Raw genomic sequence first — 13401 nt, forward strand, 5'->3', positions numbered from 1 at the left:
AGACTATCTACTTTAGATTGTTTTTGCCAAGCCTTAACTGCCCTGTAGTTGCGCAAGATAGAAACCATCTCCGCCATCCAATGGGGTGAACTGGCATTCGGCGGTCAGATTGAAGATCTCATGATGCTTCAAAAACAGATCTACCTGATCTCGGTTTTCACTGCATAGGACCGAACAAGTTGCATAAGCCATTCGCCCGGTTGGCTTTAAGAAACCCGGCATGGAAGACAGGATCTCTTGCTGAGCGGTGTGGATTTCTGCCAGCTTGTCTGGCGTCAGAAGCCACTTTCCATGCGGCGCACGGCGCCAAGACCCGCTCCCCGAGCAAGGAGCGTCTGCAAGAACCAGATCAAAACCGCGAAGCGTTTCTAATTCTCCATGCCGTACGCGACGTATCGCGACGCCAGCACGTTCGGCCCGTGCGGGGATATCTTTCATCCGCTCCCACGATAGGTCATGTGCGGTGACGTCGGCCCCCAGCGCAGCCATCGCCAGCGCCTTGCCACCACCCCCCGCGCAATAGTCCAACACGCGCATTCCGGGCTGGATGTTCAGGTCTTCGATCACTGCTTGCGAGGCCGCATCCTGAAGCTCGACAAATCCTTCAAGAAAGGCGCGTGAGCTTTTGATTTTGCGAGGATTTGTTAAAACTTCAAGTGCCGTGGATGCAAGTGAAGATGGGCAGGTTTCGATCCCGTCTTCGGCCAAGATAGACACGGCCGTGTCCCGATCACACTTCGCCAGATTTGCGCGTACGAACACAGGTGCCCGACTGCGTAAGCTGTCCAGAAAGGCGTCAGTTTTGGCAGCAAGGCTTCTATCAAACTCGGGCAGCAGCCATTGCGGGCAATCCAACGTTTGAGCACGCGTCATATCTGCCGATATCGCAGCCTCTGCCTCGGTCAACGTGGACGGAGCGTGGCCCTCGCCCGAGAAAAGCTCTGCGGGATCCAGCCCCTGCCCGCGCAGAAGACCGATCATCACTGCGCGCCCATCCGTGCCGCCGCCAAGTGCCTGCGACGAGGACAACCTGCGCACTGCGTCAAACACGTGATCGCGAATGGCAGCACGGTCTTTCGAGCCCGCAAAACGATGGCCGCGTGCCCAGCCGGTCAGGGCTTGCTCGACTGCTGTGCCGGACAGATAGCTGTCCAGCACCTCAATCGCGGCAGCGACGCGTGCACCAGGTGTCATTGCAGGATCCCCATAACCGCCTTAGCCGATCCGATAGTTCGGGCTTTCGCGGGTGATCTGAACATCATGCACATGGCTTTCCTTCAGACCTGCTCCGGTGATCTTGACGAATTTGCAGTTGTTGCGCATCTCTTCAACGGTCGCACAGCCTGTATAACCCATGGCCGCCCGCAGACCACCCACCAACTGGTGGATCACGGTGCCTGCAGGACCTTTGTAAGGCACCTGACCTTCGATGCCTTCCGGCACCAGCTTGTCCGACGCTGCATCCTTCTGGAAGTAACGATCGGCCGAACCACGGGCCATCGCACCAAGCGATCCCATGCCGCGATAGGCTTTGAAGGAACGACCTTGATACAGGATCACCTCGCCCGGGCTTTCATCGGTGCCTGCGATCATCGAGCCCACCATCGCGCAGCTTGCGCCGGCTGCAATCGCCTTGGCGAAGTCGCCCGAGAATTTGATGCCGCCATCTGCGATCACCGGAATATCCCCGGCGGCCGCGGCACAGTCGGAAATCGCGGTCAGCTGAGGAACGCCCACACCGGCCACCATCCGCGTGGTACAGATCGATCCGGGGCCAATGCCCACTTTCACCGCATCCGCGCCAGCGTCGATCAACGCGCGAGTAGCATCGCCCGTGGCGACGTTGCCCGCAATCACCTGAACCGTGCTGGAGAGCGCCTTCACGCGCTTCACAGCCTCGATCACGCCTGCCGAGTGTCCATGCGCAGTGTCGACCACAACAATGTCCACACCCGCATCAATCAGCATCTCGGACCGAGCAAATCCGCTGTCCCCGACCGAGCTTGCTGCAGCAACGCGCAGACGGCCCAGATCGTCTTTACAGGCGGTGGGGTTCAGAACGGCTTGTTCTGTGTCTTTCAGGGTCAGAAGTCCGGTCAGCTTGCCGTCTGCATCCGTGACCAGAAGCTTCTCGATCCGGCGCGCGCGCATCAGGCTTTTCGCCTCTTCCAACTCTGCCGGCTCTTGCAACATCGCCAGATTGTCCGAGGTCATCATAACGCTGACCGGCGTGTCATCGCTTTCAGCAAAGCGCATGTCGCGGTTCGTCACGATCCCCACCACGCGCCCTTCCGGGCCAACCACCGGGAACCCGGTGACGCGGTAACGTTCCTGCAGCGCCTTCGCGTCTGCCAGCGTCTGATCCGCTGTCAGGGTAATCGGGTTGTAAACAATCCCGCTCTCAAAGCGCTTCACGCGGCGCACTTGCTGGGCTTGCTCGTCTGCGTCCAGGTTCTTGTGGATCACACCCATGCCGCCAGCCTGCGCCATTGCAATGGCCATACGGGCCTCGGTCACGGTGTCCATCGCCGAGCTTAGCAGCGGGATATTCAGTGCGATCGATTGGGTCACATGGGTCGACGTATCCGCAGTCGAGGGCAGCACGTTGCTGGCTGCCGGGACCAGCAGAACATCATCAAAGGTAAGGGCCTCGCGAATCTCCATGAGCGTTCTCCTTGGGAGTTTTCGTTTGGCACGTCCCTATCTCATGGGTTGGGGCAATTGGAAAGGGCTGAGGTGATATTTCTGCCTCTGAAGGCCCTGTTTTCTCTCAGGACAGCAATCCACACGTATTTCCGGGGTTTGACAAACCGAACGGGCCGTGAGCTTCTGAGATGGAACAAATGTGAACATGGCGAGGCTTTGATGGAACTGTCGACGCGCATTCGCGGCATTCTGGACGGAGGGGATGACGGCTGGGGGGTCTATTACAAAGCCCGCGCGATGAAAGCAGCGGGCGTTGACGTGACCGAACTGACCATCGGGGAACATGACATCCGTACTGATCCCTCGATCCTGAAGGCGATGTATGACGCGGCCATGGGGGGACACACCGGATATGTTGACGTGCCCGGCACCCCATCTTTACGTGATGCGGTCGCCCAGCGGGTCGAACACCAAACCCATGTGCCAACCACCCGCCGAAACGTGTTGATCACGCCCGGAGGGCAAGCAGCCTTGTTCGCGGCTCATATGGCCGCCTGTGACGACGGCGATACTGCGCTGTTCATTGATCCGCATTACACCACCTATCCCGGCACGATCCGCTCCGTTGGTGCCAAAGCCATGGCCATCCCCGCACGATCCCGCGATGGGTTCCAGCCCGATCTAGACGCGGTGCGCCGTGCCGCAAAGGGCGCCAAAAGTCTGCTAATCAATACGCCCAACAACCCGACCGGCGTGATCTACACCGACGACACGCTGCAAGGGTTGGCTCAGGTCTGTCGCGACGAAGATCTGTGGCTGATCTCGGACGAGGTTTATGACAGCCAAGTCTGGCATGGCGCGCATCTGTCCCCTCGTGCCCTACCCGGCATGGCAGAGCGCACGTTGGTCGTCGGATCCATGTCGAAAAGTCACGCGATGACCGGCAGCCGCCTTGGCTGGATTATTGGCCCGGACGAGGCGATTGCCCATCTGGCGACTCTATCCATCAACACCAATTACGGCGTGGCGGGGTTCATTCAGGATGCAGCCCTATTTGCGCTGCGCCAAGGACCGGGGTTCGAGGCCAAAATCGCCGCCCCCTTCCGAAGACGCCGCGACGCAGCCACGCCGCTGTTTTCTGGTCAAGAGGCGGCCCGCCTGATCCCGTCGGACGGGGCGATGTATCTGATGGTGGATATTCGCGCGACGGGTCTGTCCGGTGAAGAGTTCGCCCTGCGCCTGCTGGATGATGAACACATCGCCGTCATGCCCGGTGAAAGCTTCGGACACGCCGCAGCGGGCCATGTCCGTATTGCCATGACCATCGACGACGACCGGTTTCTGGATGCGGTCGAACGCCTGATCGAATTTGCGAATACTCTGACTGCAGGAGACACACAATGACCGACACGAACCGAGGCACCGCCTTCCGCGCCCTGCACCAAAAGGGCAACCCGTTCATCCTTGCCAATGCCTGGGACATTGGCAGCGCGAAGATGCTTGCGGCTTTGGGGGCCGATGCGATTGCCACCTCCTCGGCTGCGCATGCCTTCACTCTGGGTCGCCCGGATATGGGCCATGTGACCCGCGACGAGGCACTGGCCCACGCACAGGATTTGGTGGCGGCGGTGGACGTCCCGGTTTCGGGCGATTTCGAGAACGGCTTTGGCGACGATCCCGACACCTGCGCTGAAACGGTGCGGCTGGCCTATGAGGCGGGGCTGGCGGGTATCTCGATCGAGGACACTGCCCTGCCTGCTGCGACGCCCTACGACCGCGATATCGCGGTCGAGCGCATCCGTGCCTCTGCCGCCGCCGCCCGCGCGCTTCCCGGTGACTTCGTGCTGGTCGCCCGCGCCGACGGGGTGATGAACGGGCAGTATGATCTGGCCGAGGCGATGGCGCGCCTGAAAGGCTATGAAGACGCCGGGGCGGATTGCCTTTACATTCCCCTGCCCGGCACGCTCGAGGATCAAGCTGCCGTCTGCGCATCGACAAATCTGCCTGTGAACGCCTTAGCCGCTGGCTTATTCACCCAGCATAGCCGTGGTGATTTTGCCAAGGCAGGCGTGGCACGCATTTCGCTTGGATCCGCATTGGCCCGGGCGACGCATCGGGTGATCTTCGACGCCGCCCAAGGCATGTTTGGGGAAGGCGATTTCAGCCTGCTTGGCAAGGAGATTTCGGGCGACAAGATCGACGCTTTACTGAAGGAGTGACGCCTAGGCAGTGACGTCCATGTCATAGATCCAGTCATAGCGCCGCATCAGGACTTGCGGCGCCATGCGGCCGATCAGCCGCATCGCCATATGCCCCGCGCCACGCACCATCGGATTGGTATAGTGATAGTTGCGCGCGTTTTTGTGTGCTTCTGCCACGATCTTGGCGGTGCGCGGACGGCGTTTGCCCTGATAGACGGCAGGTCCACGTTCCAACCCGAAGCGATCAAGGCAATCCGCCAGTACCCAAGCGTCTTCCAGCGCCATCACCGCACCTTGCGCCATGAAGGGCAAAGTGGGATGGGCCGCGTCGCCCAGCAACACCGCTTGCCCCTGATGCCAGTTGTCAGCGACGGGATGCAGGAACAGACCCCAGATATGCGCCTCGTCCACGCGCTCTAACAACGCCATTGCGTCATCGCAAAACCCCGAGAACGCCGCCATCAAATTGGCAGTATCATCTTTGTGAAACCAGCCTTCTTCAGTCCAGCTTTCCCGTTCCTCAACCGCGACAATGTTGACGAGGCTACCTTCGCGCAGTGGATAGGTCACCATGTGGCGCCCCGGCCCCATAAAGACCGTCGCTTCATATTGCTCGCGCCCGGTTGCAGGGACCAAGGCACGCCATGCAACCTGTCCAGTAAATTCTGGCGTCGCCGGGCCATTCAAAGCCGACCTCATCACGGAATGCAGCCCGTCTGCGCCAACCACAAAGCCCATGTTGATGGGATCTTGTCCCTCGAGCACGACCTCGGTGCCGTCTTCTCCTGGATGCACGGATTGAACACGCTGACCACATTGGATCGTAACGCCGGCCTCAAGCGCCGCATCGTAGAGAAGCTTCTGAAGATCCGCGCGGTGGAACAGCAAAAATGTGTCATCCGGCTTCAGCGTGCGAAAATCCAGATCCAGAACACCGTGTCCCGACACTCCGTCACGCAACCAAACCCCGTGCCCCCGGATCGCATTGGCGCGGGCCTTGTCGCCCAGACCCAAAGCATCCAGCACCCGGACGCCATTCGGGCTGATCTGAAATCCCGCTCCGACCTCGGTAATGGCGGGCGCCTGTTCCAGAACTGTCACTTTCGCGCCGCGTTGGGCCAGAGCGGTTGCAGCTGCTAACCCGCCGATTCCGGCCCCCAAAATGGTAATTTGCTGATCTTTGATCATGCTTTCTTGGTCCCTGTTGAGCGTCCGCGTCAATGAACAAGTTCCGCGACACCCCAGCAACAACAAAGGCGGCGGAAAGCCCGCCGCCTTTGTGACATGTTTCTTTTTCCATTGGTACGTGACAAATTGCGCCGCCCTCCAGTCGGCACAATCCACGTGACCCTAGATCAGTCGTCGCGATGCACTTTTTCGCGGCGCTCGTGACGTTCCTGTGCCTCAAGGCTCAACGTTGCGATCGGGCGTGCATCCAGACGCTTCAGCGAGATCGGCTCGCCAGTGTCTTCGCAGTAACCGTATTCGCCTTCGTCGATCCGGCGCAGGGCTTGATCAATTTTGCCCACCAGCTTGCGGGACCGATCCCGCGTGCGCAGTTCCAACGCGCGGTCCGTCTCTTCCGAGGCGCGATCCGCGATGTCAGGAATGTTGCGCGTGCCGTCTTGCAGGCCTTCGATCGTGTGACGGCTTTCATCCAGAAGCTCGGCTTTCCAAGCTTCAAGTTTGCGCCGGAAATACTCCAGCTGCCGGTCATTCATAAATGGCTCATCTTCGGCTGGCCGATAATCGTCGGACAGGAATGCCTCGGCTTTCATACCAACTCCCTCTTCTACCGGATCGCAGTCCCTGTCGAACCTTTTCGGCAGGAGATACCCGGTTTCTTATGGCGCTGATGTACACCCGCTTTCGGGGAATGTCACGCCTGAAAAACTTAACATATGCAAGCTTTTCGGCACTTCCGACTAACTCTCTGATAGCGCATAACATCTTCCATTCAAATTGTGCGCCGATTGACCAGATAAGGCGCGCCCAACGAATTCAATATGACGTCGTAGCGTCAGGGCGCGTTGGCCTTGCCAAAGTGCACTTCGGTGTTTACCTCGTCACAAATCGCACGAACCGGATGTAAGGAACGGGTATGACCAATCGTTTTGACGGAACCGACAGCTATGTTGCCACAGATGACCTGAAGGTCGCCGTGAATGCGGCGGTCACTTTGGAACGTCCGCTTTTGGTCAAAGGGGAGCCTGGTACAGGCAAAACCGAGCTTGCACTGCAGGTGGCAAGCGCTTTGGGCGCACGAATGATCGAGTGGAACATCAAGTCGACCACCAAGGCGCAGCAGGGTCTTTACGAATACGATGCCGTAAGCCGTCTGCGTGACAGCCAACTGGGCGACGAGCGCGTGCATGACGTCAAGAACTACATCAAGCGAGGCAAGCTTTGGGAAGCCTTCGAGGCCGGCGAACGTGTCGTTCTGCTGATCGACGAAATCGACAAGGCAGATATCGAGTTTCCGAACGATCTGCTGCAAGAGCTGGATAAGATGGAGTTCCACGTCTACGAGACTGGTGAAACCATCAGGGCCCGCCACCGTCCGATCATCATCATCACGTCGAACAACGAAAAAGAGCTGCCCGACGCCTTCCTGCGTCGTTGCTTCTTCCACTACATCCGCTTCCCGGATGCTGAAACGATGGCAAGAATTGTCGAAGTCCACCACCCCGGAATCAAAGCGCGTCTGCTGACCGAAGCCCTGACCCAGTTCTATGAAATCCGAGAACAGCCCGGGCTGAAGAAGAAGCCGTCGACCTCGGAAGTGCTGGACTGGCTGAAACTGCTGCTGGCCGAGGACATCGACCCGGCCGAATTGAAGCGCGACGGCGCCAGTGCACTGCCAACCCTGCATGGGGCGCTGCTTAAGAACGAGCAGGATGTGCACTTGTTCGAACGACTTGCTTTCATGGCGCGCGGTCAACGCTAACCACAGTTTGGTTTCTAACCAGTTCGTTTCGGGGCCAAGGCAACTTGGCCCCGTTTTGATTCGCCTATGCAGACGCGATCCGGTGCTGCGGCTTTGTGTTGACTGAACATCATCCCACAACATATTGAGCAAGTTTGTTTTTTCTTAACCTCAAACCAGCAAATGGACGGGTTTGCCTTGGTCTGACCACACTGCCCCTTTAAGATGGCCGAGTGCCTGGGGGGGCATCAAAAACGGTGTGTTTGTATTGTTATGGGAAACAATGCCTGCATTTCCGTTCGATTTGTGACGTGGCGCGCCCATTTGGTGTCGTGCGACCGGTGGGACGGTCGCTGGCAATCTGGTGTGAAACGCACAGGTGCCGGGGGACATGAAACCACCCCACCCTGTGCAGCCCCAGTCCTTTCGAACGTGACCCTGTGTGATCGGGCCCCGCCCGTCAGGGACCGCGCCTGCTTGGCGCGATTTAACCGGCGATCTGGCACCAGATCGACCGGGTGCTTGCATATATATGGACGCCCTCGTCCGCTCCTGACACATCACATCCACAGGGATCCGCCTTGGCGCGTGGCCTCTGACCGTTGTGGAAGGAGCCTACCATGTGGTCTTACCGCCCCTCAGTCTTGATCCCCCTCGCATTCTTACTGGCGGGCTGTATGGCCCCTGCGCCCAACGCGGATGGGGCCGCCCCGGGTAATGCCGTTCATCGCGGAGACCGCACCAATGATGTGGCCACACGGCGCATCAGCTTGCCCAACACTCTGCCTGCAATGAGAACGTTCTCGCCAATCAGAACCGATCGTCCAATTCGATCCAACAGTCTGATTATGGGCGATTTTATAGACCTTACCTTTCAGCTTGAAAGCGGTCGCCCCTTACCGGTTTTAACGCGCTTCGAAGGTCCGATCTCTGTCACCGTCTCTGGTCATGCACCAGCCCAGTTGAAGCGTGATTTGGACCAGCTTTTGACCCGTCTTCGGAACGAGGCCGGGATTAACATTCGGCGCGGCACGGGCCCCTCGGCCGGACGGATCGCCGTCGAACTGATCCCTAAACGTACGCTACAGAAATACGTGCCGCACGCCGCCTGCTTCGTCACCCCAAACGTGTCGGGATGGACCGACTATCTGCAAAATCGCAGAACCGCGCGTACGGATTGGACCAAAATGCGTCAACGCAAGCAAATGGCCGTATTCATCCCGTCAGATGTCAGCCCGCAGGAAATGCGTGACTGTCTGCACGAAGAAATCGCGCAGGCGCTTGGCCCCGTGAACGACCTGTACCGGTTAGAGAACAGCGTTTTCAACGACGACAATTTCCACACGGTTCTGACCGGGTTTGACATGCTAATCCTGCGCATTTTCTACGCACCTGAACTTCAATCTGGCCTGTCACAGGCTGAAGTTGCACGCCGCCTGCCCGCTGTTCTAAATCGTCTAAATCCTTCCGGCGGAAGCGGCAGCGCTCGTTTGTCCCCGATTACCCCAACGGATTGGAAGCAAGCCATCGCGGTCGCCATGGGGCGCAACAAGTCCCTCAGGTCACGTCAAGCGGCGGCACAACGTGCAGTTTCGATCGCGCGGCAAAAGGGTTGGCAGGACAACCGGTTGGCCTTCAGCCTGTATGCGATGGGTCGCCTAGACATGCGCACCGACAGCCACGCAGCCCTCGCCGCATTTCGCGAAGCCGAAAACATCTATCGTGATCGCGCGGGCACCGATCTTCACGCCGCACATATGGGTATGCAATTGGCGGCCTACGCCCTATCGACGGGTAGTGCTGATCAGGCCATCGCGACCGTTAACCGACATATTCCAGCGGTAAGGCAGGCCCAGAATGCCGCCCTTTTGGCCACGCTTTTGATGATCAAAGCCGAGGCGCTCGATCACAAGGGGCTTTCAAGTGACGCTGCGCGCGTACGGCTCGACAGTCTGGGCTGGGCACGGTATGGCTTCGGCTCAAACGCCCAAGTGGGTGCGCGGCTTCAAGAAATTGCAGCTATCGCTCCCGGCTAGGCAATTCGACAGGGTCGCCAGTTCATGGCGACCATAGGCCAGGGATGCGAAGATGGTTGTAATTGTGGCTTTTATCGTGGGCGCTGCACTCGGCGCGCTTCGTGCAAAGAAACGTGGCGGTAATCGGCTGGACATGGCGCAGTATGGTGCTGTTCATGGCATCGTGCTGGCGCTGATCGCGACCTTCCTGACCATTGTGATCACCCGCGCCTAAGGACTGCCCATGTTCCTGCCCTTCTTCGAAAACCTCCGCGCGGCCAATGTGCCGGTATCCTTGCGCGAGTACCTGTCTTTTCTGGAAGCGATGAAGGCTGGGTTGGTCACCTATGACATCGAGGGGTTCTATTACCTCGCCCGCACCGCGATGGTGAAAGACGAGCGTAATCTAGACAAGTTCGACCGGGCTTTTGCAGCCAGTTTCCAAGGGCTTGAAGCGATCAGCGCCGATCAGATGTTGGAAGCCGTCGATATTCCGCAGGAATGGCTGGAAAAAATGGCCGAGAAATTCATGACCGCGGAAGAAAAGGCCGAGATCGAGGCCCTTGGCGGGTTCGACAAGCTGATGGAAACCTTGAAAGAGCGGCTGAAAGAGCAAGAGGCGCGGCACCAAGGTGGCAACAAATGGATTGGCACTGCCGGCACCTCGCCTTTTGGCGCCTACGGGTATAACCCCGAAGGCGTGCGCATCGGTCAGGATCGTTCGCGCCACCAGCGCGCCGTAAAGGTCTGGGACAAGCGCGAATTCAAGAACCTCGACGATTCCATCGAGCTTGGCACGCGCAACATCAAAGTTGCCCTGAAACGCCTGCGCAACTGGGCCCGCGACGGCGCCCATGACGAGCTGGATCTGGACGGCACAATTCGCGCCACGGCCGAACATGGCTATCTGGACGTAAAGACCCGCCCCGAACGAAAGAACGCTGTTAAGGTGTTGTTGTTCCTTGATGTTGGCGGATCCATGGACCCGCATATCAAAGTGGTGGAAGAGCTCTTTTCCGCCGCACGGTCCGAGTTCAAGCACCTAGAATACTACTATTTCCACAACTGCCTTTACGAAGGTGTGTGGCGCGACAACTCTCGCCGCTGGACCGAACAAATCCCAACTTGGGAAGTGCTGCGCACCTATGGTTCGGACTACAAATGTATCTTCGTCGGCGATGCCTCGATGTCCCCCTACGAGATCGCCTATCGCGGTGGCGCGAACGAGCATTGGAACGATGAAACGGGTCAAGTCTGGCTGGAACGCGCACGCGAGCAGTGGCCCGACAACATGTGGATCAACCCCCTGCCCGAGCAGCACTGGCGCTATACGCAGTCGGTTCAGATGATCAATCAGATCTTCGAAGGTCGCATGGTCCCCATGACCATCGACGGGATCGAGCGCGGCATGAAAGAGCTGGGACGCTAAACAGCGTCTTGCGCGCGCACGGCCTCTTCGTCCCGCTTCAGATACGGGTCATGTACGAAGGTGCCAAAGGGTAAAAGACTGGCCAGAATAGCCCAGTTCACCCGCGTCATCGTCAGGCCACCGTATGAGGACGCAAAGACCAATGTGCCCATATAGGCCACGAACAGCCACCCATGTGCCATTCCAACCATGGGGACGATCTCGGTCATGTCAGCCCAATATTTCAAGGGCATGGCCACAAACAGCAGCACAATAAAGCTCCACCCTTCGACGGACGCGATTTTCCGAAACATCCAGATGGAACGGGCCTTGGTCATATGCGTGATCCCTGCAATTTTGGCTCTGACGGGCATAGACGTGACAGGGGCTCTGGCGAAACCCGGCGAAATGTCGCACAGATGGCGACGGAACTTCAAACGACGCGCGTGTAACCCTGACAGGAAGGAGAAACCCAGTGATCTCATCCCTTCGCCGCATGTGGGCCGCGGCCCCCATCGCCACGGTTATATTGGTCATCGCATTGTCGGCGTCGGCCGTCTTTGGCGTGCGTACGATCGGAAATTGGGTGTATTGGAACGATCCGGCTCACATCGACCAGCCGATCGCGGGCTGGATGACACCTCGTTACGTTGCTTTCTCTTGGGACGTTCCGCGCCCGGTCATGATCGACGCCATTGCCATGGGCGATAAAAACCCCGAGGGGCGCAACCTGAAACGCCTTGCCGAGGCGCAGGGCATCTCGCTTGAAGAGCTGATTTTGCGGATCGAAACCGCGATTGAAGAGCACCGCACAACCGCGACCAAGGACGGCGGGCAGCCATGATCTCGACCGAGCTCGTCTTCACGCTTCTGTCCGACTATGGCCCGTGGGTGGTGTTTGCGTCTGCCTTCCTGTCCTGCCTCGCCCTGCCTATTCCAACCTCTCTGATGATGCTGGCAGGCGGAGCGTTTGCCGCGACCGGAGATCTGGCGCTGACCAATGTTGTCGCGGCCGCCTTCATCGGCGCCGTAATTGGGGACCAGACCGGTTTTGCCATCGGGCGGTTCGGAGGCACCCCGGCGCTAGAAAAACTGGCTCGCAACCCGGCCCGAAAAGCCGTGCTGGCGAAAGCGCATGCGTTTGTTGATCGGCGCGGTGGCTTGGGCGTGTTCCTGTCCACATGGGCGGTTGCCCCACTGGGCCCGTGGGTGAACTTCGCAGCTGGCGCGACGGGTCTTGGTTGGCTGCGGTTTGCAGTCTGGGACATCCTTGGCGAAACCATCTGGGTGACGCTTTATGTCGGGCTTGGCTTCATGTTCGCGTCTCGGATCGAGAGCCTTGCAAGCCTGATGGGCAACATCGCCGGTCTGTTGGCAGCCCTTGTGGTTGCGGCAGGCGCGATGCTGTGGATCAAGGCGATGATCCGCGCGCACGAGCGTCACAAGTCCATAAAGGACCCGGTTGAATGCACCGCCCCGTAAACTCTTTCAAGACGGGCGATTTACCCCCATATAGGGGACATGACCAAGCTTCTACCGATCCTTCTTCCGATCCTCTATGGCCTGATCCTTTACAGGTTTTCAGTCTGGCGCACCCACCGCGAGTTGGATGCGAAATCCACCCGGCTGGCGGACCCAAAGCTGAAGGCGCTGACGGACCGCATGGCGGCCAGTTTGGATCTGGCAGACATTCCGGTGCACATCTATGAAATCCAGCCTGTGAACGGTCTTGCAGCCCCGGATGGGCGGATATTCATCACGCGGGGATTCTATGACGAATACCTGAAGGGGCGCGTCACGGGCGAGGAATTGGCCAGCGTCATCGCGCATGAACTTGGCCACGTCGCATTGGGACACGCCCGTAAGCGGATGATCGATTTTTCTGGTCAGAATGCGCTGCGGACCGTTCTGACGATGATGATCTCGCGCTTCCTGCCCGGTGCCGGTGCCTATGTCGCGCGCATCCTGACACGGTTGGTGGCAGCAGGTCTAAGCCGCGGCGATGAATATGAAGCTGATGCCTATGCCACGGCGCTTCTGATCAAGTCGGGCATCGGGGCCGAGGGGCAGAAAAGCCTATTTGGCAAACTGGACGAACTGACCAAAGGCCGAGGCGGCGTCATGCCTGCCTGGCTGATGAGCCACCCGAAAACCGCTGACCGCATCGCCGCGATCGAGAAAAATCAGGCGAACTGGGTTTAGGCG

Annotated in this window: 14 protein-coding genes; 9 read left to right on the forward strand and 5 right to left on the reverse strand. The window is 58.8% G+C overall.

Features of this window, described 5'->3' with window-relative positions:
* Positions 1 to 33 precede the first annotated feature (33 nt).
* Complete coding sequence (locus ALP8811_RS07125) at positions 34 to 1194, reverse strand: RsmB/NOP family class I SAM-dependent RNA methyltransferase (RefSeq protein ID WP_108856439.1); 1161 nt, start codon at positions 1192 to 1194, stop codon at positions 34 to 36.
* A 21-nt stretch (positions 1195 to 1215) separates the two neighbouring features.
* On the reverse strand, positions 1216 to 2664 hold the full coding sequence (guaB, locus tag ALP8811_RS07130; RefSeq protein ID WP_108856440.1) for an IMP dehydrogenase: 1449 nt from the start codon (positions 2662 to 2664) through the stop codon (positions 1216 to 1218).
* Between the two features lie 201 nt (positions 2665 to 2865).
* On the opposite strand from guaB, the gene ALP8811_RS07135 reads away from it, so the two are divergent.
* Positions 2866 to 4050, forward strand: coding sequence for a pyridoxal phosphate-dependent aminotransferase (locus tag ALP8811_RS07135; protein WP_108856441.1), 1185 nt, complete (start codon positions 2866 to 2868; stop codon positions 4048 to 4050).
* Positions 4047 to 4865 (forward strand): isocitrate lyase/PEP mutase family protein, encoded by an 819-nt coding sequence (locus ALP8811_RS07140; protein ID WP_108856442.1) that lies wholly within the window; start codon positions 4047 to 4049, stop codon positions 4863 to 4865. The genes ALP8811_RS07135 and ALP8811_RS07140 overlap by 4 nt, the downstream gene beginning before the upstream one ends.
* A gap of 3 nt (positions 4866 to 4868) precedes the next feature.
* Here ALP8811_RS07140 and ALP8811_RS07145 read toward each other — a convergent pair whose 3' ends face one another.
* Complete coding sequence (locus ALP8811_RS07145) at positions 4869 to 6035, reverse strand: FAD-dependent monooxygenase (RefSeq protein WP_108856443.1); 1167 nt, start codon at positions 6033 to 6035, stop codon at positions 4869 to 4871.
* Between the two features lie 167 nt (positions 6036 to 6202).
* Complete coding sequence (dksA, locus tag ALP8811_RS07150; protein WP_108856444.1) at positions 6203 to 6625, reverse strand: RNA polymerase-binding protein DksA; 423 nt, start codon at positions 6623 to 6625, stop codon at positions 6203 to 6205.
* Between the two features lie 323 nt (positions 6626 to 6948).
* On the opposite strand from dksA, the gene ALP8811_RS07155 reads away from it, so the two are divergent.
* The 4 genes from ALP8811_RS07155 to ALP8811_RS07165 all read left to right on the forward strand — a co-directional run bounded on the left by ALP8811_RS07155 (position 6949) and on the right by ALP8811_RS07165 (position 11217).
* On the forward strand, positions 6949 to 7794 hold the full coding sequence (locus tag ALP8811_RS07155; RefSeq protein ID WP_108856445.1) for an AAA family ATPase: 846 nt from the start codon (positions 6949 to 6951) through the stop codon (positions 7792 to 7794).
* A gap of 599 nt (positions 7795 to 8393) precedes the next feature.
* Complete coding sequence (locus ALP8811_RS07160; RefSeq protein ID WP_181363704.1) at positions 8394 to 9809, forward strand: DUF2927 domain-containing protein; 1416 nt, start codon at positions 8394 to 8396, stop codon at positions 9807 to 9809.
* Between the two features lie 52 nt (positions 9810 to 9861).
* On the forward strand, positions 9862 to 10023 hold the full coding sequence (locus ALP8811_RS16325) for a hypothetical protein (protein ID WP_181363705.1): 162 nt from the start codon (positions 9862 to 9864) through the stop codon (positions 10021 to 10023).
* A 9-nt stretch (positions 10024 to 10032) separates the two neighbouring features.
* Positions 10033 to 11217, forward strand: coding sequence for a vWA domain-containing protein (locus tag ALP8811_RS07165; protein WP_108856446.1), 1185 nt, complete (start codon positions 10033 to 10035; stop codon positions 11215 to 11217).
* Here the strand turns inward: ALP8811_RS07165 and ALP8811_RS07170 are convergent.
* The gene (locus ALP8811_RS07170; RefSeq protein WP_108856447.1) at positions 11214 to 11534 is read right to left on the reverse strand and encodes a DUF3817 domain-containing protein; all 321 of its coding nucleotides are present in this window, start codon (positions 11532 to 11534) and stop codon (positions 11214 to 11216) included. The genes ALP8811_RS07165 and ALP8811_RS07170 overlap by 4 nt on opposite strands.
* 137 nt (positions 11535 to 11671) lie before the next feature.
* Here ALP8811_RS07170 and ALP8811_RS07175 point away from each other — a divergent pair, with 137 nt between their 5' ends.
* The 3 genes from ALP8811_RS07175 to ALP8811_RS07185 are packed head-to-tail and all read left to right on the forward strand — an operon-like array spanning position 11672 to position 13398.
* Positions 11672 to 12040 carry a hypothetical protein gene (locus ALP8811_RS07175; RefSeq protein ID WP_146184001.1) on the forward strand — a complete coding sequence of 123 codons (369 nt, stop codon included), beginning with the start codon at positions 11672 to 11674 and terminating at the stop codon, positions 12038 to 12040.
* On the forward strand, positions 12037 to 12678 hold the full coding sequence (locus ALP8811_RS07180; protein ID WP_108856449.1) for a DedA family protein: 642 nt from the start codon (positions 12037 to 12039) through the stop codon (positions 12676 to 12678). The genes ALP8811_RS07175 and ALP8811_RS07180 overlap by 4 nt, the downstream gene beginning before the upstream one ends.
* 39 nt (positions 12679 to 12717) lie before the next feature.
* Positions 12718 to 13398, forward strand: coding sequence for a M48 family metallopeptidase (locus ALP8811_RS07185; protein ID WP_108856450.1), 681 nt, complete (start codon positions 12718 to 12720; stop codon positions 13396 to 13398).
* Positions 13399 to 13401 lie beyond the last annotated feature (3 nt).

It is taken from the genome of Aliiroseovarius pelagivivens, from assembly GCF_900302485.1.
Taxonomy (GTDB): Bacteria; Pseudomonadota; Alphaproteobacteria; order Rhodobacterales; family Rhodobacteraceae; genus Aliiroseovarius; species Aliiroseovarius pelagivivens.

Bases quoted from the DNA above. Each gene is read 5' to 3' on its own strand.
- ALP8811_RS07160 (WP_181363704.1), top strand. From the start codon at position 8,394: ATGTGGTCTTACCGCCCCTCAGTCTTGATCCCCCTCGCATTCTTACTG.
- ALP8811_RS07180 (WP_108856449.1), top strand. From the start codon at position 12,037: ATGATCTCGACCGAGCTCGTCTTCACGCTTCTGTCCGACTATGGCCCG.
- ALP8811_RS07185 (WP_108856450.1), top strand. From the start codon at position 12,718: ATGACCAAGCTTCTACCGATCCTTCTTCCGATCCTCTATGGCCTGATC.
- ALP8811_RS07140 (WP_108856442.1), top strand. From the start codon at position 4,047: ATGACCGACACGAACCGAGGCACCGCCTTCCGCGCCCTGCACCAAAAG.
- ALP8811_RS07155 (WP_108856445.1), top strand. From the start codon at position 6,949: ATGACCAATCGTTTTGACGGAACCGACAGCTATGTTGCCACAGATGAC.
- ALP8811_RS07165 (WP_108856446.1), top strand. From the start codon at position 10,033: ATGTTCCTGCCCTTCTTCGAAAACCTCCGCGCGGCCAATGTGCCGGTA.
- dksA (WP_108856444.1), bottom strand. From the start codon at position 6,625: ATGAAAGCCGAGGCATTCCTGTCCGACGATTATCGGCCAGCCGAAGAT.
- ALP8811_RS07125 (WP_108856439.1), bottom strand. From the start codon at position 1,194: ATGACACCTGGTGCACGCGTCGCTGCCGCGATTGAGGTGCTGGACAGC.
- ALP8811_RS07135 (WP_108856441.1), top strand. From the start codon at position 2,866: ATGGAACTGTCGACGCGCATTCGCGGCATTCTGGACGGAGGGGATGAC.
- ALP8811_RS07145 (WP_108856443.1), bottom strand. From the start codon at position 6,035: ATGATCAAAGATCAGCAAATTACCATTTTGGGGGCCGGAATCGGCGGG.
- guaB (WP_108856440.1), bottom strand. From the start codon at position 2,664: ATGGAGATTCGCGAGGCCCTTACCTTTGATGATGTTCTGCTGGTCCCG.
- ALP8811_RS16325 (WP_181363705.1), top strand. From the start codon at position 9,862: ATGGTTGTAATTGTGGCTTTTATCGTGGGCGCTGCACTCGGCGCGCTT.
- ALP8811_RS07170 (WP_108856447.1), bottom strand. From the start codon at position 11,534: ATGACCAAGGCCCGTTCCATCTGGATGTTTCGGAAAATCGCGTCCGTC.